This window comes from Bradyrhizobium sp. USDA3010, assembly GCF_056429065.1.
In genome coordinates this window covers 112,331-133,345 of the sequence record NZ_JBWJZD010000004.1, presented here as the reverse complement: position 1 = coordinate 133,345, position 21,015 = coordinate 112,331, and the positions used below count along the sequence as shown (strand labels likewise).

At 65.8% G+C, this 21,015-nt stretch carries 21 protein-coding genes; 11 read left to right on the top strand and 10 right to left on the bottom strand.

Annotated features, from left to right (window positions below):
* Positions 1 to 63: 63 nt before the first annotated feature.
* Positions 64 to 3,219 carry a multidrug efflux RND transporter permease subunit gene (locus AC066Y_RS08635; protein ID WP_478273497.1) on the bottom strand — a complete coding sequence of 1,052 codons (3,156 nt, stop codon included), beginning with the start codon at positions 3,217 to 3,219 and terminating at the stop codon, positions 64 to 66.
* Positions 3,220 to 3,225: 6 nt separating this feature from the next.
* Positions 3,226 to 4,428, bottom strand: coding sequence for an efflux RND transporter periplasmic adaptor subunit (locus AC066Y_RS08630; RefSeq protein WP_478273496.1), 1,203 nt, complete (start codon positions 4,426 to 4,428; stop codon positions 3,226 to 3,228).
* Positions 4,429 to 4,972: 544 nt separating this feature from the next.
* Between AC066Y_RS08630 and AC066Y_RS08625 the strand changes: the two genes are divergently transcribed.
* The 3 genes from AC066Y_RS08625 to AC066Y_RS08615 are packed head-to-tail and all read left to right on the top strand — an operon-like array spanning position 4,973 to position 7,407.
* The gene (locus AC066Y_RS08625) at positions 4,973 to 5,968 is read left to right on the top strand and encodes a flagellar motor protein MotA (protein WP_456760719.1); all 996 of its coding nucleotides are present in this window, start codon (positions 4,973 to 4,975) and stop codon (positions 5,966 to 5,968) included.
* 15 nt (positions 5,969 to 5,983) lie between these two features.
* Complete coding sequence (locus AC066Y_RS08620; RefSeq protein WP_176533616.1) at positions 5,984 to 6,355, top strand: VOC family protein; 372 nt, start codon at positions 5,984 to 5,986, stop codon at positions 6,353 to 6,355.
* A 23-nt stretch (positions 6,356 to 6,378) separates the two neighbouring features.
* Positions 6,379 to 7,407, top strand: a complete 1,029-nt coding sequence (locus AC066Y_RS08615; RefSeq protein ID WP_207833107.1) for a peptidoglycan -binding protein — start codon at positions 6,379 to 6,381, stop codon at positions 7,405 to 7,407.
* 373 nt (positions 7,408 to 7,780) lie between these two features.
* Here the strand turns inward: AC066Y_RS08615 and AC066Y_RS08610 are convergent, their stop codons facing one another.
* Positions 7,781 to 8,773, bottom strand: a complete 993-nt coding sequence (locus AC066Y_RS08610; protein ID WP_478273495.1) for an aldo/keto reductase — start codon at positions 8,771 to 8,773, stop codon at positions 7,781 to 7,783.
* 109 nt (positions 8,774 to 8,882) lie between these two features.
* Between AC066Y_RS08610 and AC066Y_RS08605 the strand changes: the two genes are divergently transcribed.
* Both AC066Y_RS08605 and AC066Y_RS08600 read left to right on the top strand, forming a co-directional pair.
* Positions 8,883 to 9,776, top strand: a complete 894-nt coding sequence (locus AC066Y_RS08605) for a LysR family transcriptional regulator (RefSeq protein ID WP_478273494.1) — start codon at positions 8,883 to 8,885, stop codon at positions 9,774 to 9,776.
* A gap of 178 nt (positions 9,777 to 9,954) precedes the next feature.
* Positions 9,955 to 10,224 carry a hypothetical protein gene (locus tag AC066Y_RS08600; protein WP_342724580.1) on the top strand — a complete coding sequence of 90 codons (270 nt, stop codon included), beginning with the start codon at positions 9,955 to 9,957 and terminating at the stop codon, positions 10,222 to 10,224.
* Positions 10,225 to 10,233: 9 nt separating this feature from the next.
* Here the strand turns inward: AC066Y_RS08600 and AC066Y_RS08595 are convergent, their stop codons facing one another.
* Complete coding sequence (locus tag AC066Y_RS08595; RefSeq protein ID WP_478273493.1) at positions 10,234 to 10,554, bottom strand: PilZ domain-containing protein; 321 nt, start codon at positions 10,552 to 10,554, stop codon at positions 10,234 to 10,236.
* A gap of 323 nt (positions 10,555 to 10,877) precedes the next feature.
* Between AC066Y_RS08595 and AC066Y_RS08590 the strand changes: the two genes are divergently transcribed.
* The 3 genes from AC066Y_RS08590 (at position 10,878) to AC066Y_RS08580 (ending at position 14,618) form a co-directional block, all read left to right on the top strand.
* Positions 10,878 to 12,395, top strand: coding sequence for an AMP-binding protein (locus AC066Y_RS08590; RefSeq protein ID WP_478273492.1), 1,518 nt, complete (start codon positions 10,878 to 10,880; stop codon positions 12,393 to 12,395).
* A 144-nt stretch (positions 12,396 to 12,539) separates the two neighbouring features.
* Positions 12,540 to 13,511: a S1C family serine protease gene (locus tag AC066Y_RS08585; protein WP_478273491.1), complete on the top strand. Its 972-nt coding sequence runs from the start codon at positions 12,540 to 12,542 to the stop codon at positions 13,509 to 13,511.
* Between the two features lie 24 nt (positions 13,512 to 13,535).
* On the top strand, positions 13,536 to 14,618 hold the full coding sequence (locus AC066Y_RS08580; protein WP_478273490.1) for a carboxylesterase family protein: 1,083 nt from the start codon (positions 13,536 to 13,538) through the stop codon (positions 14,616 to 14,618).
* Positions 14,619 to 14,828: 210 nt separating this feature from the next.
* Here AC066Y_RS08580 and AC066Y_RS08575 read toward each other — a convergent pair whose 3' ends face one another.
* Both AC066Y_RS08575 and AC066Y_RS08570 read right to left on the bottom strand, forming a co-directional pair.
* Positions 14,829 to 15,728, bottom strand: a complete 900-nt coding sequence (locus tag AC066Y_RS08575) for an SDR family oxidoreductase (RefSeq protein ID WP_478273489.1) — start codon at positions 15,726 to 15,728, stop codon at positions 14,829 to 14,831.
* A 56-nt stretch (positions 15,729 to 15,784) separates the two neighbouring features.
* Positions 15,785 to 16,525: an SDR family oxidoreductase gene (locus tag AC066Y_RS08570; protein WP_478273488.1), complete on the bottom strand. Its 741-nt coding sequence runs from the start codon at positions 16,523 to 16,525 to the stop codon at positions 15,785 to 15,787.
* Between the two features lie 120 nt (positions 16,526 to 16,645).
* Here AC066Y_RS08570 and AC066Y_RS08565 point away from each other — a divergent pair, with 120 nt between their 5' ends.
* On the top strand, positions 16,646 to 17,533 hold the full coding sequence (locus tag AC066Y_RS08565) for a LysR family transcriptional regulator (RefSeq protein WP_478273487.1): 888 nt from the start codon (positions 16,646 to 16,648) through the stop codon (positions 17,531 to 17,533).
* Positions 17,534 to 17,596: 63 nt separating this feature from the next.
* Positions 17,597 to 17,803, top strand: coding sequence for a hypothetical protein (locus AC066Y_RS08560; RefSeq protein ID WP_097673675.1), 207 nt, complete (start codon positions 17,597 to 17,599; stop codon positions 17,801 to 17,803).
* 9 nt (positions 17,804 to 17,812) lie between these two features.
* Here AC066Y_RS08560 and AC066Y_RS08555 read toward each other — a convergent pair whose 3' ends face one another.
* On the bottom strand, positions 17,813 to 18,091 hold the full coding sequence (locus tag AC066Y_RS08555; RefSeq protein ID WP_478273486.1) for a hypothetical protein: 279 nt from the start codon (positions 18,089 to 18,091) through the stop codon (positions 17,813 to 17,815).
* A gap of 28 nt (positions 18,092 to 18,119) precedes the next feature.
* Positions 18,120 to 18,797, bottom strand: coding sequence for an AzlC family ABC transporter permease (locus AC066Y_RS08550; protein WP_478273485.1), 678 nt, complete (start codon positions 18,795 to 18,797; stop codon positions 18,120 to 18,122).
* 74 nt (positions 18,798 to 18,871) lie between these two features.
* Between AC066Y_RS08550 and AC066Y_RS08545 the strand changes: the two genes are divergently transcribed.
* A complete protein-coding gene (locus AC066Y_RS08545) occupies positions 18,872 to 19,474 on the top strand; it encodes a CGNR zinc finger domain-containing protein (RefSeq protein WP_478273484.1) in 603 nt (200 codons plus the stop codon).
* A gap of 16 nt (positions 19,475 to 19,490) precedes the next feature.
* Here the strand turns inward: AC066Y_RS08545 and AC066Y_RS08540 are convergent, their stop codons facing one another.
* Together AC066Y_RS08540 and AC066Y_RS08535 are read right to left on the bottom strand one after the other, a co-directional pair.
* A complete protein-coding gene (locus AC066Y_RS08540; RefSeq protein WP_478273483.1) occupies positions 19,491 to 20,168 on the bottom strand; it encodes a DsbA family protein in 678 nt (225 codons plus the stop codon).
* Between the two features lie 36 nt (positions 20,169 to 20,204).
* On the bottom strand, positions 20,205 to 20,942 hold the full coding sequence (locus AC066Y_RS08535; protein ID WP_478273732.1) for a sulfite exporter TauE/SafE family protein: 738 nt from the start codon (positions 20,940 to 20,942) through the stop codon (positions 20,205 to 20,207).
* Between the last annotated feature and the right edge of the window lie 73 nt (positions 20,943 to 21,015).

Here is a 21,015-nt window from a genome sequence, read left to right as displayed (position 1 = left end):
GCAATCTGGATTGGCCAGGCCGCAAAGGCAAGCCGCCGATCCGATCGGCACCGATCTCTGACATCAGTGACCGATCCTTGCCGGCGCGGGCGGGCCGTAGGCTTCGGCGTTGTCGGGCGCCTTCTCGCGATCACCGGCCAGCACGCGCTGCACGCTGACGAAGAACACCGGCACCAAGAGCAGCGCGAGGATCACGACGGCGATCATGCCGCCCATCACCGAGGTGCCGAGCGCCTGCTGGCTGGCACCGCCGGCGCCGGTGGCGATCGCCATCGGCAGCACGCCGCAGACGAAGGCGAGACCGGTCATCAGGATCGGGCGGAAGCGCAAGCTACATGCCTCGATGGTCGCCTCGACCAGCGGCTTGCCCTGCGCGCGCAGGTCCTTGGCGAACTCGATGATCAGGATCGCGTCCTTGGCGGCCAGGCCGATGATGGTGATCAGGCCGACGGTGAAATAGACGTCGTTCGACAGCCCGCGCAGCGTCGCGGCCACCACCGCGCCGAGAATGCCGAGCGGAATCGTGAGCAGCACCGCGAGCGGAATGGTCCAGCTCTCATAGAGCGCGGCGAGCAGCAGGAACACCACCAAGACCGACAGCGCGAGCAGGAACGGCGCCTGCGAGCCCGACAGCTTCTCCTGTAGCGACTGGCCGGTCCACTCATAGCCGAAGCCGCGCGGCAGCTTGTCGGCGAGCCGCTCCATCTCCGCGATCGCATCGCCCGAAGTGAAGCCGGGCTTCGCCTCGCCGGAGATGCGCACCGCCGGATAGTAGTTGAAGCCCGCAATTTGAGTGGGCCCCTTCGACCATTCGATGGTGGCGAAGGCCGAGAACGGCACCAGCTGACCACGGCTGTTCTTGACGTTGTAGTTGAGGATGTCGTCCGCGTTCATGCGGCTGGTCTTGTCGGCCTGCACGATGACGCGCTGCATGCGCCCGCGGTTCGGGAAGTCGTTGATGTAGTTCGAGCCGAGATTGGTCGAAATGGTATTGTTGATGTCCTCGAAGGTGAGGCCGAAGGCGCCGGCCTTCTCGCGGTCAATCATCAGATTGACCTGCGGCGCCGGCGGCAGGCCTTCGACATAGACCTTCTGCAACACGGGACTGGCATTGGCCTCCGCGATCAGACGGTCGCTTGCTGCGATCAGCGCCGCATAGCCCTTCTGGCCCCGGTCCTGCAGGCGGAACGAGAAGCCCGAGGAGTTGCCGAGGTTGTCGATCGGCGGCGGCTGCAGCGCCGAGATCCTGGCATCACGGATCGACGACAGCTCGCGGTTGATATCGGCAACGATCGCGGCGGCGGAGTCTTTCGAGCCGCGCTCCGACCAGTCCTTCAGCGTGATGAAGGCCTGCGCGGTGTTCATGCCCTGGCCGAGGAAGCTGAAGCCGGTGAGGAACGTGACGTTCTCGATGCCGGCGCGGTCCTTCAGGTACTTCTCGACCTGCTCGACCGCAGCTTCGGTGCGCGCATAGGACGACTCCGACGGCGTCTGCACGTCGGTCGTGATGAAGCCCTGGTCATCGACCGGCAGGAAGCCGCCGGGCAGCCGCACGAAGCCGTAGGCGACGCCCGCGAACAGCACGAGATAGATCAGCATCAGGCGGCCGGTGCGCTTCAGCCCGGCCTGCACGGTGCGGACATAGCCGGCGCGGCTGCTGTCGAGCATGCGATTGAAGGCGCCGAACACGCCCTTGCGGGCATGGCCGTGGCCCTTCTCGACCGGCTTGAGCAGCGTCGCGCACAGTGCCGGCGTCAGCGACAGCGCGAGCAGCGCGGAGAAAGCGATCGCCGCCACCATGGTGACCGAGAACTGGCGATAGATGATGCCGACCGAGCCGGGGAAGAACGCCATCGGCACGAACACCGCCATCAGCACCAGCGTGATGCCGATGATGGCGCCCGTGATCTGCGACATCGCCTTCTTGGTGGCTTCCTTCGGCGGCAGGCCCTCCTCGGCCATGATGCGTTCGACGTTCTCGACCACGACGATGGCGTCGTCGACCAGGATGCCGACCGCCAGCACCATGCCGAACATGGTCAGCATGTTGATCGAGAAGCCCGCGATCATCAGCGTCGCGCAGGCGCCGAGCAGCGCCACCGGAACCACGATGGTTGGAATGATGGTGTAGCGGATATTCTGTAGAAACAGGAACATCACGATGAACACCAGCACCACCGCCTCGACCAGCGTCATCAGGACCTTCTCGATCGAGGCCTTCACGACGGGCGTGATGTTGTAGGGAATCTCGTAGGAGATATTGGCCGGGAAGAAGCGCGACAGCTCCTTCATCTTGGCTTCGACCGCGCTCGCGGTCGCCAGCGCATTGCCCTTCGGCGACAGCAGCACCGAGAGACCGGCGGTCGGCTTGCCGTCGAGACGGGTGTTGAACTGGTAGCTGAGGCCGCCGATCTCGATCCGCGCGACGTCGCGCAGGCGGACCGTCGAGCCGTCGGCATTGGCGCGCAGGATGATCGCGCCGAATTCGTCGGGCGACGACAGCTGGCCCTTGACCAGGACCTGCGCGGAGATCTTCTGCGTGTCGGTGCTCGGCTCGGCGCCGATGCTGCCGGAGGCGACCTGGGCGTTCTGCGCCGCGATCGCCTTGTTGACGTCGTCGGCGGACAGGCCGTAGCCGACCAGCTTGGCCGGATCGATCCAGATGCGCAGTGAACGCTCGGTCGAATACAGCGTGGCGCGGCCGACGCCGGGAATGCGGCGCACCTCGCCCAGCACGTTGCGGATCATGAAGTCGCCGAGGCCCACTTCATCCAGCGAGCCGTCGGTCGAGTTCAGCGTGATGATCTGCAGCACGGCGGAGGAGGCTTCCTCGACCAGGATGCCCTGCTGGATCACGGCGCGCGGCAACCGCGCCTCGACGCGCTTGAGGCGGTTCTGCACCTCGACCGAGGCCTGGCTGGTGTCGGTGCCCGGCTTGAAGTTGGCGATGATCTCGACCTGGCCGAGCGAGTCGGAGGTCGATTCGAAATTCAGGATGTTGGCGGCGCCGTTGAGCTCCTCCTCGATCAGCCGCGTGACGCTGTTGTAGAGGTTTTCAGGCGATGCGCCGGGATAGCTGGTCGAGATCGAGATCGAGGGCGGCGCGATGATCGGATACTGCGCGACCGCGAGCAACGGGATCGAGATCGCGCCGACCAGACAGATGAACAGCGCGACGACCCAGGCGAAGATCGGCCTGTCGATGAAGAAGCTGGGCATGTCGGATCACCGCACCGCGTGCGCGGTCTGCTGCGAATCCGATGCCGCAGCAGCGTCGATCTCACGCCAGGCCAACGGCCGAACCTTGTCGCCGGCGGCGAATTTCTGGAAGCCCTCGACGACGACCTTGTCGCCGGCCTTGAGGCCTTCGGTCACGAACCAGGAACCGCCCTGCAGCGAGCCGGCGCGCACCGGCTGCACCGCGACGTGATTGTCGTCCTTGACGACGAACACCTCGCTGCCGCCGCCGCCATTGCGCTGGATCGCCTGCTGCGGCACAGCGATCGCATCGGCGTCGATGCCCTGCTCGATCTGCACGCGGACATACATGCCCGGCAGCAGGACGCGCTTCGGATTCGGAAACTCGCCGCGCAGGGTGACCTGCCCGGTATGGGCGTCGACCTTGGCGTCGGAGAACAACAGCTTGCCCGGCAGCGGATAGATCGAGCCGTCGTCGAGCACGAGACGCACCTTCATCGCGTCGGCCTCGATGCGGTCGAGATCGCCGTTCTCGAAGGCGCGGCGCAGCTGGTTCATCTCGGTGACCGACTGCTGGAAGTCGGCATAGATCGGATCGAGCTGCTGGATGGTCGCAAGGCTCGCGGCGTCGTTCTGCACGACGAGCGCGCCTTCGCTGATCACAGCAGCACCGATGATGCCGTCGATCGGCGCGCGAATGGTGGCGTAATCCAGATTGAGCCTGGCACGCGCGACGTCGGCCTCGCGGCCCTGCACGTCGGCTTCGGCCTGCTTCAGGTTGGCGATCGCCTTCTCGTTCTCGGCCTCCGAGGTCGCGCGCTGGTTGGTGAGGGTGGCGATACGGCGGGCCTGCAGCGAGGTCTGCTCGAGCACCGCCTTGGCGCGTGCCAGCGCCGCCTCGGTCGACTGCACTTCGACCTCGAACGGGCGCGGATCGATCTGGTAGAGGGGATCGCCGACCTTCACCTCGCTGCCCTGATGGAACATGCGGTTGACGACGATGCCCGAGACGCGCGGGCGCACCTCGGAGACGCGGGTCGGCGCGATGCGGCCCGGCAGCTCGCGCACCATCGCGCGCGCCTGCTGCTTCACAGTGACGACACTGACGTCCGGCTCGGGTGCTTGTACGGCGGCGGTTGCGGAGTTCGGCTCGTCGCAGCCAGCAAGCAGTGGCGCCGTCACGGCCAGCATCAGAGCAATGCATGCCGATTGCGCGCGAAGTCCAGACATTGAGATGATCGCCCCTGAGAGGTTTGAACAAACGAACGGCGGTGTCACGGCGACAGCGCTCGCGTTGCTGCAGTGAAAATAAAATCTCGTTGCTGCGACGCAATGCGTTTCTCGGCGGCTCATTGTCACAGAACGCTATCGCCCTGATTTCGCGGCATGTTTTATCGGGTCACTGCATTGTGAGCGGGTTCCATCGCAGGCTGTGGGAATGCGTTAAGGACTGCGTGAGCGGGAACAGGTCATTTGCCTGCGCAGGAATGCCGCACCTCGCAACATCATGCGGCGATCCGGCCGAATCACCGCGCATCGCGCGTACCTCGTCCAACGATACGTGCAAACCGGCCTCGTCTCGCGATCTGCGCGTGGGACCGGGGGCCTGCGCGAGCGTTGATCCGGAGACCGGCGACGAAGCCGCGCAAAGCGGCAACACTCCCCCCAATCTCAACCCAAGGTTCTGCCATCCGCCTTTGGATTCGGCTTTCCTCACTCCGCCGCTGTGCCATATTGCTGGCAGATGCGGCCTTCGCGAACGGATGACCCGGCAATGCCCCCTTCCCGCTCCGAGATGGAGATCGAACTGAGCAAGCTGTCCTCGCCCAGGATCTTCCTGGTGCGGATGCTGGTGTTCCTGGTGCTCTGCGGCCTGGTCGGGGTCGTGCTGTACAAGCAGATCGTCACCGCATTCTTCGCCAATCCCGGGCTGAACGCCCTGATCGGCGCCGTGCTGCTGATCGGCATTATCCTGGCGTTCCGCCAGGTGATCCGGCTCTATCCCGAGGTCGCCTGGGTCAATAATTTCCGCATCGCCGATCCCGGCCTTGCGATCGAGCGCCGCCCGACCCTGCTTGCCCCGATGGCCGCGATCCTCGGCGGAGAGCGCACCGGGCGGATGTCGATCTCGCAGCAGACCATGCGGCATCTGCTCGATTCGATCGCAACCCGCCTGGATGAAGCCCGCGACATCTCGCGCTACATGACGGGCCTGCTGGTGTTCCTCGGCCTGCTCGGCACCTTCTGGGGCCTGATCGAGACGGTCGGCTCGGTCGGCAAGGTGATCGACGGGCTCAAGGTCGGCGGCGACGCCGGCGCGCTGTTCGACACGCTGAAGGAGGGCCTCGCCGCCCCGCTCGGCGGCATGGGCATCTCGTTCTCATCCTCGCTGTTCGGACTTGCCGGCTCGCTGATCCTCGGCTTCCTCGACCTGCAATCGAGCCAGGCCCAGAACCGCTTCTACACCGACCTCGAGGACTGGCTCGCCACCACCGTGCGCGGCATTTCCGGCGAGGGCGTCGGCGCCGGCGGTGCCGACCTGCAGGGCGCGATCGACCGGCTGCGTGCCACCTTCGAGGAAGGTGGCGCCGGCGGCGGCCGCGGCACCACGGCCGCGATGGCCAATCTTGCCGAGGCGATCCAGGGTCTGGTTGCACATATGCGCACCGAGCAGCAGATGATCCGCGAATGGGCCGACGGCCAGGGCGAGCAGAACCGCGAGATCAAGCGGCTGCTCGAGCGCCTCGCCCGCCAGCCCGAGAAGAGCTGAGCTACGGAGGCCAACGTGCTGGACCACGTGACCATCGGCATCAGCGATATCGAGCGGTCCAAGACTTTCTACGATGCGGCCTTGCGTCCTCTCGGCATCACCCGCTTGTATGCCGAGGGTGCCGAGTTTGCAGGCTATGGCGTGCGTCCAAAAGCCTTCTTCTGGATCGGCCGGCGCGCTACACCGCAGACCGGCGCCCACATTGCCTTCACGGCAAACGATCGTGTCACCGTCGATCGCTTCTATGACGACGCGATCAAGGCCGGCGGCAGGGACAACGGGCGCCCCGGAATTCGGCCGCACTATCATGCAAACTACTACGGCGCTTTCGTCCTCGATCCCGACGGTCACAATATCGAAGCCGTCTGCCACGCGCCGCAGGACTGACGGCAACAGATAAAGGAAACCGAATGGCCCTCGCCCGCTCGCGCCGCAGCGAATCCGGCTTCAACTACTGGCCCGGCTTTGTCGACGCGCTGTCGACGCTGGTGCTGTCGATCGTGTTCCTGCTGTCGGTGTTCCTCGTCGTGCAGTTCTTCCTGTCGCAGGAGGTCACCGGCAAGGACAAGGCGCTGGAGCAGCTCAACGCCAAGATCGCCCAGCTCAACGACCTGTTGTCGCTGGAGAAGCTCTCCAAGCTGACGCTCGACGACCAGGTGTCGCAGCTCCGCGCCGGGCTCGCTTCCGCCGAGAGCGAGCGCGACCGCATGAAGGGGCTCTATGAGGGGCTCGCCAATTCCGGCAATGACGCGCAGGGCCGCGCCAACGAACTCAACAAGGCGCTGGAGTCCGAGAAGAGCGTGTCGTCGCGCGCGCTGGCGCAGATCGAGGTGCTGAACCAGCAGATCAGCGCGCTGCGCCGGCAGCTCGCGGCGCTCGAGGAAGCGCTCGACGCCTCCGAGAAGCGCGACAAGGAATCGCAGAGCCGGATCGCCGATCTCGGCTCGCGCCTCAACGTCGCGCTGGCGCAGCGGGTGCAGGAACTGTCGAAATACCGCTCGGAATTCTTCGGCCGGCTGCGCGCGATCCTCGGCAACCGTCCCGATATCCGCATCGTCGGTGATCGCTTCGTGTTCCAGTCCGAAGTGTTCTTCGACACCGGCCAGGCGACGCTGCTGCCGGAAGGCAAGACCGAGCTCGACACCGTGGCGAACGCGCTGATCGATCTCGACAAGCAGATCCCCGCCGAAATCGCCTGGGTGCTGCGGGTCGACGGCCACACCGACGTGCGGCCGATCAACAGCCCGCTGTTCAAGTCGAACTGGGAGTTGTCCTCGGCACGCGCGATCTCGGTGGTGCAGTATCTGGTGTCGCTCGGCGTGCCCGCGCAGCGCCTGGTCGCCGCCGGCTTCGCCGAATTCCAGCCGCTCGACACCGCGCAGACCGAAGACGCCTACAAGCGCAACCGGCGCATCGAGCTGAAGCTGACAGAACGCTAGGTGGCACACGCCTTCGCGCTCCGCTTTCGCCAGGACGACACTGAATGTGTGGCACGGCCTGCATCCACAGTCGTCGTCCCGGCGGAAGCAGGGACCCATAACCACAGGGTTGTGTTGTTGCAGAGGGCTGTGGCTGCAGCGTCGCGCAACAACGCGCATTTGGGGTAATGGGTCCTGGCTTTCGCCAGGACGACATCGAGTGCGTGGCAGGGCCTGCATCCACAATCGTCGTCCCTGCGAAAGCAGGGCCCCATAACCGCAGGGTTGTGTTGTTACAGAGGGCTGTGGCCCCAGCATCGCACGACAATTGCCGTTGATGGTTTTGGGTCCCGGGTCAAGCCCGGGACGACACTGAGTGTGTGGCTCGGCTTCCTCAGCGTCCAACCATCCCGAGCAATTGCTCCGGATAGCGCGCGCCCTGCACCTCGACGGCGGCGACGGCCTTGCCGATGTCGGCGAGATCGGCGGAGCTCAGCTCGATCCGCGCGGCGCCGATGTTTTCTTCGAGCCGATTGAGCTTCGTGGTGCCCGGAATCGGCACGATCCACGGCTTCTGCGCCAGCAGCCAGGCCAGGGCTATCTGTGCCGTCGTCGCGCCCTTGCCGGCGGCGATCCGGCCGAGCTGATCGACCAGCGCATGATTGGCGCGGCGGGCTTCCGGCGAAAAACGCGGCACGAGGTTGCGGAAGTCGTCGTTGGCGAACGTCGTCGACGCGCTGATCGCACCGGTGAGAAAACCGCGGCCGAGCGGGCTGTACGCCACGAAGCCGATGCCGAGCTCCTGCAGCACCGGCAGGATCTCAGCTTCCACCCCGCGCTCCCACAGCGAATATTCGCTCTGCAAGGCCGTGACCTTCTGCACCGCGTGGGCCCGGCGGATGGTCTGCGCGCCGGCCTCCGACAGGCCGAAATGGCGGACCTTGCCGGCGGCGATCAGGTCCTTCACGGCGCCGGCGACATCCTCGATCGGCACGTTGGGATCGACCCGATGCTGATAGAACAGATCGATCACATCGATATTCAGCCGCTTCAGCGAGGCGTCCGCGACCGCCTTGATGTGCTCGGGCCGGCTGTTCAACGATCGGTGCCGCTCGGCCATGGTGCCGATATCGAAGCCGAACTTGGTGGCGATCACGACGTCGTCGCGGACCGGCGCCAGCGCCTCGCCGACCAGTTCCTCGTTGACGAAGGGACCGTAGACCTCCGCGGTATCGAAGAAGGTGACGCCGCGCTCGACGGCGCCGCGCAGCAGCGCGATGCCTGCGGCTTTCTCGACCGCCGGGCCATAGGCGAAGCTGAGACCCATGCAGCCCAGGCCGATCGCCGATACCTCCAGATTGCTGTTACCGAGTTTACGCTTCTGCATGACATCTCTCCGCATCAAAGGCTGGAACCTGCCGCTGCGGGATTTAGGGCGTGCACGCGCGCACCATTAGACATACAAATCGGGATGGACTTATGAGCTGGATTCATCAATGCCGCGGCACGACGTCAATGACCTGATCGCCTTCCTCGCCGTCGCGCGCGAGCGCAGCTTCACCCGCGCCGCGGCGCGGCTCGGTGTGTCGCAATCGGCGCTCAGCCACACCATGCGCGCGCTGGAAGAGCGGCTGGGCGTGCGGCTCCTGACCCGCACCACCCGCAGCGTCGCGCCGACCGAGGCCGGCGAGCGGCTGCTGCAGGGCATCGGGCCGCGCTTCGAGGAGATCGAGGCCGAACTCACAGCCCTCAACGCACTGCGCGAAAAGCCGGCCGGCACCATCCGCATCAACGCCGGCGAGCACGCCGCCGAGACCATCTTGTGGCCGGCGCTGGAAAAGTTCCTGCCGCGCTATCCCGACATCAAGGTGGAGCTGGCTGTCGACAACGGACTCGCCAACATCGTCGCCGAGCGTTTTGACGCCGGCGTCCGCCTCGGCGAGCAACTGGCAAAGGACATGATCGCGGTGCGGATCGCGCCGGATTTCCGCATGGTCGTGGTCGGAGCGCCGTCCTATTTCAAGCGGCGCGACCGTCCGAAGCGGCCGCAGGACCTGACCCAGCACGCCTGCATCAACATCCGCCTGCCGACCCATGGCGGCATCTATGCCTGGGAATTCGAGAAGCGCGGACGCGCGATCAAGGTCCGCGTCGACGGACAATTGGTGTTCAACAGCACCGCGCTGCGGATCAAGGCGGCGTCGGCCGGACTCGGGCTTGCCTATGTCGCCGAGGATCAGGTGCAGGCGCAACTTGCCAGGGGCCAGCTGGTCCAGGTGCTCGACGACTGGTGCGCGCCGTTTCCCGGCTATCACCTCTACTACCCGAGCCGCCGGCAATCCTCGCCGGCGTTCGCGCTGCTGGTCGACGCGCTGCGCTATCGGGGATAACGGAGCGAACGCGGCGCCGTGATCACGCCCGCATCCACCACACGGATATTTGCTTTGCGGTTTGGCGGAAGCCTCTGGGAACGGGACCAGCACCGCCTACGTTATTGCAGACGCAATCGTGCGGGCTTGGCGAAGGTCTCGCCACCGCTCGAACCTCACCGCACATCCGGACCAGCCCATGTTCAGAAACACATTCGCCATCATCGTCGCCGCCGGCCTCACCCTCGCGCCAGCCCAGCTTCTCGCGCAGAGCACGGGGGGCTCCCCACTGCCGCCGAGGCCCGGAGATCGCGCCGCTTCGTCGGACGGCGTTGGCGGCACTGCGCTTCCAGCCCAGAGCGGCCAGCGCTATGCGCCGTCCTCCGGCGGCAATTTCAGTGCGGCGCCGGCCGCTCCCGGCGGTTCGGTGAGCACGACCGGCAATGTCAATAGCGCGCAGGGACGCTGAGGCGCGGCGCTAGATCGCGCCGGCCGGCTCCACGGCCGGTTCGTCCGGCTCGGCATCGGCGGTCACGAATTTGAGCCCGTAGGTCTTGCCGCGACGCCAGACCACCTCGCAAGGGTAGCGCTTGGCGTGATCGGCGAGCAGCGTCAGCGCAAGGCGGTCCTTCACGTCGAACTCGACCTCGGTCGTGATCTTGGCGCCGCCGGGCGAGATGTCGACCACGGCGCAGGCGTTTTCGGTCACGCCGTCGTCCACGGTGATCCACGCCGCGCGATTGTTGAGCTGGCGCCGCGGTTCGCGACTGACCTTGATCCGTGCTCCATTGCTCGCCATCGTCTCGTCCTCGAAGACATTGGTCCTTGAAAAAACATTGGAGGCCGCGCATGTCGATCGACACGCCCGGCACACAACCGCAGGGGCCACAATGCCGTCTCCCCGTAAAGTCCGGCTTAGCGCGATCGCTTGAACTTTACCGGAATCTTGCCCCGGCTTTTAGCAAACGAGGATTCCGCAATTCCATCAGCGGGATACCGGCCACCTCGGCAGCCGTCGGCTTGACACGGAGACCGCATAGTTGGTGAAGTGGCGGCAGTGGCCTTGGCCACATCCCTGCAACAAGAGCGCTTCAAGCCGCCTCTGTCTTCCGGAAACGCCCCATGCTGATCCCCCTCGCCGACGTGCCGCGCTGGTATGCCGAACGCAAGCCCGCAGACGCGGTCGCCGTCAGTCACGGCGCGGACACGCTGACCTGGCTTGAGCTCGAGCGCCGCGCCAATGCACGGGCGCGCGCCTTTGCCGCCAAGGGTGTCAAGCCTGGCGACTTCGTCGCGATCGGGCTGCCCAACAGCAATGCATTCTTCGAGACCACTTTCGCGGTGTGGAAATGCGGCGCGACGCCGACCTCGCTGTCATGGCGGCTGCCGCGCGGCGAGGCCGCCGCGGTGCTCGAGATCCTGAAGCCGTCGCTGGTGGTCGGCGGCGAGGCCGACTGGAATGCGCCGAATTCGCTGCCGGTGGATTTCGTGCCGGAGGGATTTTCCGGAGAACCGCTCGATGCGCCGGTCGCGCGCTACTGGAAGGCGATGACGAGCGGCGGCTCGACCGGGCGCCCGAAGGTGATCCTCGACCACAACCCCGCCGTGATCGAAACCACGGCACCGCTGCTGCTCGGCATGCCACATGAGGCCTCGGTGCTCAACCCGGGCCCGCTCTATCACAACGCGCCGTTCATCCTGTCGCACTCCGCGCTGTTCGGCGGCGGACGGCTGACCGGCATGGTGAAGTTCGACGCCGAGGAGACGCTGCGGCTGATCGCGCGCGAACGCGTGCAATGGGTCAACTTCGTGCCGACCATGATGCACCGGATCTGGGCGCTGCCCGAAGAAGTGCGCAACCGCTACGACGTCTCCAGCCTGCAAATCGTGTTTCATATGGCTGCTCCGATGCCGCCCTGGCTGAAGGAGAAATGGATCGAATGGCTCGGGCCGGAGCGGATCTGGGAGCTTTACGGCGGCACCGAGCGGCAGGGCGCCTGCGTGATCTCGGGCGTCGAGTGGATGGCGCACAAGGGTTCGGTCGGCAGGATCGGCGAGACCGCGCGCTTGCGCATCATCGGCGAGGACGGCAACGACGTCGCGCCCGGCGAGACCGGTGAGATCTACTTCCTGCCCAATGACGGCGCCGGCTCCACCTACCACTATCTCGGCGCATCACCGAAGCGCCGGCCTGACGGTTGGGAATCGCTCGGCGATATCGGCCGGCTCGACGAGGAAGGCTATCTCTATCTCGGCGACCGGCTCGCCGACATGGTGCTGCGCGGCGGCGCCAACATCTATCCTGCCGAGGTCGAGGCCGCGGTCAGCGAACATCCCGAGGTGCGCTCCTGCGTCGTGGTCGGATTGCCCGATCCGGAATTCGGCCAGCGCGTGCATGCGATCCTCGAACTCGCCGACAGCGCCGATGCGCAGAAGATCGCCGACGGCATGGGCGACTTCCTGAAGGACCGGCTCAGCCGCTACAAGCATCCGGAAAGTTTCGAGCGCGTCGGCACCGCGCCGCGTGATGATTCCGGAAAGGTTCGCCGCACCATGCTGCGCGACGAGCGCGCCGCCTGGATCAAGGAAGATCGCGCCTTCCGCATCATGCCGGCGCGTGCGGCAGCAAAAAGCGATTAGGTTCAGTTCATCTTGCGAGGGGCAGCTCTGCACGCCAGATGAGCTGTGCAGGCCGCCGCGCAAGGTATATCATTCCATCTTCCCTGCCGGCAGAACCTCGGATTACCTTGAGGTTCCAGCGCCCTGCACGCCAGGAGATCCTTGATGTCCTCCACCACCGAATGGAAAGTGCCGGCGGCCTTTCAGCCGCGCCCCGAAGATTACCGCTATGACCTCGATCGTGCGTTGACGAGCGTGGTCGGGCTGCACTCGATCATTCCGCCGGATGCCTTCAGCGCCGAGACGCTCGGCACCGAGCGCGTCGGCAACGGCGTCTTGATCGACGACGGGCTGGTGCTGACGATCGGCTATCTGATCACCGAAGCCGCCACGGTGTGGCTGCATCTCGGCGACGGCCGCGCGGTCGAGGGCCACGCACTCGGCTTCGATTTCGAATCCGGCTTAGGCCTGGTGCAGGCGCTGGGACAGCTCGACATCAAGCCGCTGCCGATAGGCTCGTCGGCGGCGACGCAGGTCGGCGACAATGTCGTGCTCGGCGGCGCCGGCGGCCGCACGCGCTCTGTCGCGAGCCAGATCGCGGCGAAGCAGGAGTTCGCCGGCTACTGGGAATATCTGCTCGACGAGGCGATCTTCACTTATCCGTCGCATCCGAACTGGGGCGGCACCGGACTGATCAACAATGCCGGCGAGCTGATCGGCATCGGCTCGCTGCAGCTCGAACGCGAACGCTCGGGCCGCGCCGAGCACGTCAACATGATCGTTCCGATCGACCTGCTCAAGCCGGTGCTGAGCGACCTGCGCAAGTTCGGCCGGGTCGACAGGCCGGCGCGGCCGTGGCTCGGCATGTACACGACCGAGATCGACAACCGCCTCGTAGTGGTCGGCGTCGCCAGCAAGGGACCGGCGGCGCGCGCCGAGCTCAAGACCGGCGACGTGATCCTCGCGGTCGACGGCGACAAGGTGACGAGCCAGACCGGCTTCTACCGTAAGCTCTGGTCGCTCGGCGCAGCCGGCGTCGACGTGCCGCTGACCATCTACCACGAGGGCGTCACCTTCGACGTGACGCTGACCTCGATCGACCGCATGAAGCTGTTGAAGGCACCGCGGCTGCATTAAGAGAAAGAAAAAGAGGCAGCAACGATGAGCGAGGCCGTGGTTGACGACATCGTGGCCGTGCTGCCGCCGCTGTTGCAGACGCTGGAATCGCTGTCCTTTGTCGCGCGCAACCTCAATCCGCCGGACTTCGATCGTGTGATGCAGATCGCGGGCGAGCCCGAGAAGGCCCTGCAGGCGGTGCGGCCGCGGCTCGCCGATTGGCCGGAGAAATTCGCGCACATCAAGACCGCGCTGGAAGCTGCGATCGAACCGGCGCTGGCCGGCTATGCCGGCCTGCGCGCGGTGCAGAATGGCGAGGGCGATCTTGTCAGCGTATTTCGCGCGCTGCGCTATCTGCCGCGCGCACAGGAGGCGCTCTATCCGCTGACCGAGCTGCCGCCGGTCAGCGGCTTCTTCGTCGCGCCCGACTTGCGCGAGGACGCCGCGCTGCAGGCGAAGCTCGCGGCCACGCCGAACTCCGACACCGGCATCTTCCACGAGCGCAACGAGCCGGGCAGCCGCGGCGGCTTCTCGATGTATGTGCCGGAATATTACACGCCTGATCGCACCTGGCCGCTGGTGATGGCGCTGCACGGCGGCAGCGGCAACGGCCGCGGCTTCCTGTGGAGCTGGCTGCGCGATGCGCGCAGCCGCGGCGCCATCCTGGTGGCGCCGACCGCGACCGGCCAGACCTGGGCGCTGATGGGCGACGACACCGACACGCCGAACCTCAACCGCATCATCGACCAGGTGCGGGCGCGCTGGCGCATCGACGAAACCCGCATGCTGCTGACCGGCATGAGCGACGGCGGCACGTTCAGCTATGTGAGCGGGCTCGATGGCGCCTCGCGCTTCACGCATCTGGCGCCGGTTGCCGCGACCTTCCATCCGCTGATGGCCGAAATGGCCGATGCCGCGCGGCTGCGCGGTTTGCCGATCTTCATCACCCACGGCCGGCTCGACTGGATGTTCCCGGTGCAGACCGCGCGGCAGACTCAGGGCTTGCTGTCGGCCGCCGGCGCCAGGGTGATCTATCGCGAGATCGACGATCTCAGCCACACCTATCCGCGCGAGATCAATGCGGAGATCATGCAGTGGCTGAACGGTGAGCTGGCCGACGGCGTCTGAGAAACTCTCTCCCCGTCACCCTGAGGAGCGCGAAGCGCGTCTCGAAGGGTCGACGGCCCGGCTGCGGCTGCGTGGCTGCATCGGGGCCGTGCATCCTTCAAGGCTCGCCCAGCGGCGCAAGTGCACCGCAAGGCTCGCACCTCAGGACGACGGTGATGGATGATGCAAGTGGACCATCCCCTTCGTTGCCTCAGATCGAAAGGCGCCTGGTTACTCATTCACCCGTGGCTTGAGCAGGTCTGCGAGCCCGACCCGGTGCAGCATTTCGTTGCGGACGCGGTCGATCACGCCGAATGCGACTTCGGCACCGTCCTGGGTCGGATCGATGTGGACGCGGAACGGCCGCTTGCCGAACGGCGTGTCCACCACCTTGACGATTGCATCGGCGACCGAGCTGGCGTCGGCGTCCTCGGGCACGATCGCCGCAAACGCCTTCATGATCTGCTCGCCGAAGCCGGCATAGGGACCGGCTTCATATTCGGCGACGCGCGCCTGGTCGACTGGACGGCCGGAATGCGCGAAGTGGTTGGTGCCGCCGGTGAACGCGCCGGGCACGATGATCGAGGTCTCAATGCCCCAGCGCGACAGCTCACGGGCATAGATCACCGCCATCGCATCCATGCCGGCCTTCGCCGCGAAATATGGCGCGAGATAGGGCGGCGTGCCGCCGGCCGAGCTGCTGCTCGATACCCAGACCACGAGTCCCCTGCCCTGCCTGCGCAGCTGCGGCAGCGCCGCGCGATTGACACGCTGGGTCGAGAGCACGTTGACGTCGTAGAGCTCGGCGAGCTGCTCGGGCGTGAACGCCTCCGCCGGTCCGAACACCATGTGGCCGGCGTTGTGCATCACGACGTCGAGGCGGCCCTCTTCAGTGACGATCCGCGCGATCGCCGCATCGACCGACGCCTGCGAGCCGACGTCGAGTTCGAGCGAGCGCAGATCGACCTTGTTGTCGCGGGCGAACTCCTCGATATCGGCGACCGCGGCGGCGTTGCGGCCGGTGGTCTGGCGCATCGAGGCGTAGACGGTGTGGCCGGCCCTGGCGAGCGCGTTGGCGGTGAGGCGGCCGAAGCCGCTCGAAGCGCCGGTGATGACGATGACCTGTTTCATGACACGTATCCTTGTGATGGCGGGTTGAACGAGAGTTGGGTTGAAGTGTGGGGACGTCAGACCAGGCCGCCATTGGCGCGCAGGGTCTGGCCGTTGATCCAGGAGCCGTCGGGACCGGCGAGGAACGACACGGCGTTCGCGATGTCGTCAGGCGTGCCGAGCCGCTCCAGCGGGACCATCCTGGCGAAGCGATCGATCAGCTCGTCCGACTTGCCGTTGAGGAACAAATCGGTCGCGGTCGGGCCGGGCGCGACCGCATTCACCGTGATGCCGCGGCCGCGCAATTCCTTGGACAGGATCGCGGTCAACGACTCGATCGCGGCCTTGGTCGCGACATAGATGCCGTAGGTCTCGAGCTTCGTGCCGACGACGCTGGTCGAGAAATTGACGATGCGTCCGCCGTTGCGCAGCCGGCGTGCCGCCTCGCGCATGGTGTTGAAGCTGCCCTTCAAGTTGACCGCGACCTGCTGGTCGAAGGCCGCATCGACGCTGTCGGCGATCTTGCCGAGCTTCATGATGCCGGCATTGTTGACCAGCACGTCGACGCCGCCGAACGCCGCTTCCGCCGCGTCGAACAGGCCGCGCACCGCACTGGCATCGCTGACATCGGCCTTCGCCGTCAGCGCCCGGCCGCCGGCGGCTTCGATCCGGTCGGCCACCGCCTGGGCCGACTTGGCGTCGCCGGAATAGTTGATGACGACGGTGAAGCCGTCTTTGGCGAGGCGTTCCGCAACCGCCGCGCCGATCCCGCGCGAGGCGCCCGTCACCAGTGCTACCTTGTTGGTTTTGTTGGTCATTTGCAGTCTCCCATCAGGTTGGCGGCGAAGGCCGCGTTCGATGGGAGGACACTAGATCTTGGCATCGTCCGGATAATCAGGCATCTTCTGGCATCACTATTCGTTATTTTCGGATAATAGATGGACCGCTTCGACGCGATGCGCGTGTTCACCCGGGTGGTCGAGCGGCGCAGCTTCTCGCTCGCCGCCGACGATCTCGCTTTGCCCCGCTCGACGGTGACGGACGCGGTGAAGGGCCTGGAAGCACGGCTCGGCGTGCGGCTGCTTGAGCGCACCACGCGCACGGTGCGGCCGACGCTCGACGGCGAGGCGCATTACCGCCGCTGCCTGTCGCTGATCTCGGACCTCGAAGACGCCGAGGGCGCGTTCGGCGGCGCGCGGCCGAAGGGCGTGCTGCGGCTCGAAGTGCAAGGCACCTTGGCGCGGCACTTCCTGCTGCCGAACCTGCCGGGCTTTCTCACTGAGTATCCCGACATCGAGATCAACATGAGCGAGAGCGACCGCTGGGTCGACCTGATCCGCGAAGGCGTCGACTGCGTGCTGCGCTTCGGCCGATTGCCCGACAGCGACATGATCGCGCGGCAGGTCACGATGCTGGAGCGATTGACCTGCGCCACGCCGGACTACCTTGCGCACTTCGGCATGCCGACCGACCCGCTCGCGCTCGACGGCCATCGCATGATCGGCATTCGCTCGCTGACGACCGGCCGCTTGCGCCCAATGGAGTTCGTAATCGACGGCGCGCTGAAGCGGTTTCCGCTGCCCGCGCCGATGTCGGTGACCGGCCCCGAGAGTTATCTGGCGAGCGCCAAACTCGGCCTCGGCCTCGTGCAGGTGCCGCGCTTCCATGCCGAAACCGATCTCGCCAACGGCACACTGGTCCCGGTGCTGCAGCAATGCCCGCCGCCGTCGGTGCCCGTATCGCTGCTCTATCCGCGCAACCGACAGCTGTCGCCGCGGGTTCGCGTGTTCATCGATTATGTGATGCGGGTGTTCGCGCGCAGTTGATCGACATCCGGAACCACAGTGAACCCCACGACGTTATCCCGCCGACACCGGAGGGATTGAGCGATGCGGACGTTTTTCGGCATGATTTTGGGCGCGCTGCTGCTGGTTTGCGGCGTCTATGTCTATGATTCGATTCGGACGTCGAGCGTCGCCAACGGCGAAGTGGCGCAGGACACCCGCACGATCGTGAATTGGGATGTCGCAGCCCATGACTGGAATCTGCTGAAGACGCGTGTCCACGAGGAATGGACAAGGGTCGCCGCGAAGTAACTGCCGCCGTCACGGCGCGATCGCGGATGTCGCGATCGCCGCACCGAACCCCGCACTCAGCGCGGCCCACTCCCTGGCCGTGACGGCCATCGTCACGAGCGCGACCATCGTCCCGACGAGACCTGCCAGCCCGCCGGACAGGCAACCGCCAACAATGAATGCGATGAACAGATTGCCGGGCGCGAGCCGAAGAAACCGGGCGGCGATGCCGTCGTCGCGCATCGACGCGGCGAGGACGTATCCACCGGCGCGCATGGCATAGCATGTCAGCCCGAGGATGAAGATCACGCCGAGAACGTCCAAGTTCTTCATCAAGTCATGCATCGGTCCGCTCCATCATGCTGACGAGCGTGCCGCATCCGCCTCCGATCAGCATGGACCAGCTCGTATCCACGAATCGGCTGACCAGGAGCGCGACAACCGCCGAGACCAGCCACGGCCACGGAGATGTCGCGTTCTTCCACTGGCTCGGAAGCAGGGTCGCGATGAACATCGTCGGCAGCAGTGCGGCGGCGAGCCTCAGCGGTCCGTTCGTTGCGAGCGGGGCGGCATAGGCAAGTGCGGTGCCGCCGACCCAGCCGATCGCCATCGGGATGCTCGATCCGAGCAGATAGCCGGCGTCGGGTCCGTTGCGGTCCGCATCCGAGCTCGTCATCAGCCACGACGCATCCGCGAGCAGAAACAGGCTGAGCAGGATCTTCCGGGGGGCTAGTCCGCCAAACAGCTGGCGCAGATGGGCACCCATCAGTAAGTATCGCGAATTGGTGGCGATGCAGGCAACGACCATGGCGGCAACCGGCAGTGGGCTCGCCCACATGCTCAGCGTGATTGCCTGGGCGGTGGCGGAGTAGACGAGCAGGCTGAACAAAATCGCTTGCGGCGCCCCCAGCCCAAGCCCCTTGTAGGTCAGTCCCATCACAAGGCCAGCGGCGCCGTTGCTGAGCAGGAACGGCAAGGCCGCGACCAGGCCCCGCCTGAATCCGGTGGCCGTCATCGTTGGGACGCGTCGAGGCGACTGGGCACTTGTAATGGTCATGACCATTAGATTAAACTAGGTGAGAGGCCGTGATGTCAAGGGATCCCGCGCGGGCGGCGACGCAGTTCTTCGGTGGACGGGTCTGCCTCGATTTCGCGAACACACTCGACTGGCGGACGTCGAACGATCCGCAGGAGCTGATCCCGGATTACGCTGCGCTATTGTCCTGGAGCGAACGCCGCGGGACCTTGCCGCTCGCGGCGATCAGGAAGCTGAAAGCGCATTCGGCGAGCAGCCTTGCCGTGGCGGCGATGCAGAAGGCGCACGATTTGCGTCGCGACATCTGGGCGATTTCCGACGCGCTCCGCAGTGGCCGCAGCGTGGACCTCCGTCTCGTCAATCGGATGCTGTCGGCGGCTCCCCGGCAGCCCGACCTTGTGCGGCAGGATCGCGGCTATCGCCATGCGCTGGCCGGGACCGACGTGACGGAGCCATTGTGGCCGGTGCTGTGGTCACTGACGGCCCTGCTGGCGTCCGATGACGCGAGCCGCATCGGATGCTGCGAGGCTGACGGCTGCGGCTGGTTCTTCGTCGACGAGAGCCCGAACCGGACTCGCAGATGGTGCTCGAGCGAAGTGTGCGGCAATCGCGAGCGCGCGCGGCGCGCCTATGCCAAGCGGAAAGGCTCTACGTGAGTGAGCGCCAAGGGGTTTAGTTCTGCTCGGTCTTGCGGCCCATATTGGCCTTGCGCGCGTCCGCGATCACCTGCTCGAATTGATCGATGCTGAGCACGCCCGGCACGCGATACTTGCCGACGATGAATGACGGCGTCCCGTTGAAGCCGAATGCCTGCGCCTGCTCGTTGTTGCGCGCCAAAACTGCGTCGATCGCCTTGGCGTTGGCGTCGAGATCCTTCTTCAGGCGGTCCATGTCGAGGCCGGCGCCCGACAGCAGTTCGGCAATGCGCGGCTCGGTGATGCGCGAATTGACTGAGATCATCGCCTCATGCGCGGCTTCGAACTTGTCCTGGTACTTCGCCGCCAGTGCCATCCGCGCCGCGACCTTGGAGACCGGCCCGAGGATCGGCCAATCCTTCAGCACCAGGCGGACCTTGCCGTCGTCCTGCACCACCTGGCGGAGCTCCGGCGCGAGCTTGCGGCAATACGGGCAGTTGTAGTCGAACCATTCGACGATCGTGATGTCGCCCTTGGGATTGCCAATCACCGGAATATCCGGGTCGCGCAGCACCTGTTCCTCGGTCAGGACATTGTCGTCCTCGGCGCGCGCGCTTCGGGCGGCGAGGAGCGCAATGCCGGCACCGATCAAGCCGAGCGCGCCGCGGCGGGTAGCGCCGGCGTTGTCGAGGGGTGACTTCGTCAGATGGTTCATAGCTTGCTTCCGGAAGGGCTCCTCGCCCTTCTACGTTCAGGACACATTGATGTTACGCAGCAGCATATAGATCGCCACGACGATAATCACAGTCGCAAACACCATATTGAGCGCGCCGCGGCGTTCCGACAGGTACCGGGCGCTCCGTGTGCCCAGCAGGCCGCCCGCGATGCCGCCGGCGACGAATAGCCCCGCCAGGCCCCACGACACCAGCCCGGACCACGCATAGCTCAGGGCCGTGGTCATGCCGAAGGCGGTGACGGCCACCAGCGACGAGCTGACCGCGTTCATGATCGGCATCCCGGTCGCCAGCATCAGGGCCGGCACGATCAGGAAGCCGCCGCCGATGCCGAAGAAACCGGACATGGTTCCCGTGGCAAGCCCGAGACCTATGATCGCGGGCGTGTTGGCCATCGAGATCTTGACGTCGGTCAGCCCGACCCGCGCGCGGGTCTTCAGCATCAACCCCGCGATCACCAGCATCACGATCGAGAACAGGGCCAGCAGCTCCTGCCCATCCAGCATCTTGCCGAGGATCGAGCCGCCGAAAGCGCCGAACATGCCTGACAGCGCGAACAGCAGTGCACAGGACCAGATCACGGTGCCGCCGCGGGCGTGGTTGGAGAGGTTGATCGCGGCGTTGGCGGCGACCGCAATCGCCGAGGTGCCGATCGCGACATGCGGCTGGGCCACCCCGACCACATAGACCATCAGCGGCACGGCAAGGATCGATCCGCCGCCGCCGACCAGGCCCAGCGAAAAGCCGACCAGCATGCCCGATACCAGCCCAAGCACGCTCTGAGTTGCGGAGAAGACCAAGGGGAACAGACTCGCGTTTGAGGCCGCA

Excerpts from the sequence above, each read along its gene's own strand:
- AC066Y_RS08565 (WP_478273487.1), top strand. The coding sequence starts at position 16,646 with ATGGACCGCTTCGACGCGATGCGCGTGTTCACCCGGGTGGTCGAGCGG.
- AC066Y_RS08615 (WP_207833107.1), top strand. The coding sequence starts at position 6,379 with ATGGCCCTCGCCCGCTCGCGCCGCAGCGAATCCGGCTTCAACTACTGG.
- AC066Y_RS08625 (WP_456760719.1), top strand. The coding sequence starts at position 4,973 with ATGCCCCCTTCCCGCTCCGAGATGGAGATCGAACTGAGCAAGCTGTCC.
- AC066Y_RS08605 (WP_478273494.1), top strand. The coding sequence starts at position 8,883 with ATGCCGCGGCACGACGTCAATGACCTGATCGCCTTCCTCGCCGTCGCG.
- AC066Y_RS08560 (WP_097673675.1), top strand. The coding sequence starts at position 17,597 with ATGCGGACGTTTTTCGGCATGATTTTGGGCGCGCTGCTGCTGGTTTGC.
- AC066Y_RS08585 (WP_478273491.1), top strand. The coding sequence starts at position 12,540 with ATGTCCTCCACCACCGAATGGAAAGTGCCGGCGGCCTTTCAGCCGCGC.
- AC066Y_RS08535 (WP_478273732.1), bottom strand. The coding sequence starts at position 20,942 with ATGCTGGTCGGCTTTTCGCTGGGCCTGGTCGGCGGCGGCGGATCGATC.
- AC066Y_RS08580 (WP_478273490.1), top strand. The coding sequence starts at position 13,536 with ATGAGCGAGGCCGTGGTTGACGACATCGTGGCCGTGCTGCCGCCGCTG.
- AC066Y_RS08575 (WP_478273489.1), bottom strand. The coding sequence starts at position 15,728 with ATGAAACAGGTCATCGTCATCACCGGCGCTTCGAGCGGCTTCGGCCGC.
- AC066Y_RS08545 (WP_478273484.1), top strand. The coding sequence starts at position 18,872 with ATGTCAAGGGATCCCGCGCGGGCGGCGACGCAGTTCTTCGGTGGACGG.
- AC066Y_RS08550 (WP_478273485.1), bottom strand. The coding sequence starts at position 18,797 with ATGACGGCCACCGGATTCAGGCGGGGCCTGGTCGCGGCCTTGCCGTTC.
- AC066Y_RS08570 (WP_478273488.1), bottom strand. The coding sequence starts at position 16,525 with ATGACCAACAAAACCAACAAGGTAGCACTGGTGACGGGCGCCTCGCGC.
- AC066Y_RS08635 (WP_478273497.1), bottom strand. The coding sequence starts at position 3,219 with ATGCCCAGCTTCTTCATCGACAGGCCGATCTTCGCCTGGGTCGTCGCG.
- AC066Y_RS08610 (WP_478273495.1), bottom strand. The coding sequence starts at position 8,773 with ATGCAGAAGCGTAAACTCGGTAACAGCAATCTGGAGGTATCGGCGATC.
- AC066Y_RS08590 (WP_478273492.1), top strand. The coding sequence starts at position 10,878 with ATGCTGATCCCCCTCGCCGACGTGCCGCGCTGGTATGCCGAACGCAAG.
- AC066Y_RS08595 (WP_478273493.1), bottom strand. The coding sequence starts at position 10,554 with ATGGCGAGCAATGGAGCACGGATCAAGGTCAGTCGCGAACCGCGGCGC.
- AC066Y_RS08600 (WP_342724580.1), top strand. The coding sequence starts at position 9,955 with ATGTTCAGAAACACATTCGCCATCATCGTCGCCGCCGGCCTCACCCTC.
- AC066Y_RS08540 (WP_478273483.1), bottom strand. The coding sequence starts at position 20,168 with ATGAACCATCTGACGAAGTCACCCCTCGACAACGCCGGCGCTACCCGC.
- AC066Y_RS08630 (WP_478273496.1), bottom strand. The coding sequence starts at position 4,428 with ATGTCTGGACTTCGCGCGCAATCGGCATGCATTGCTCTGATGCTGGCC.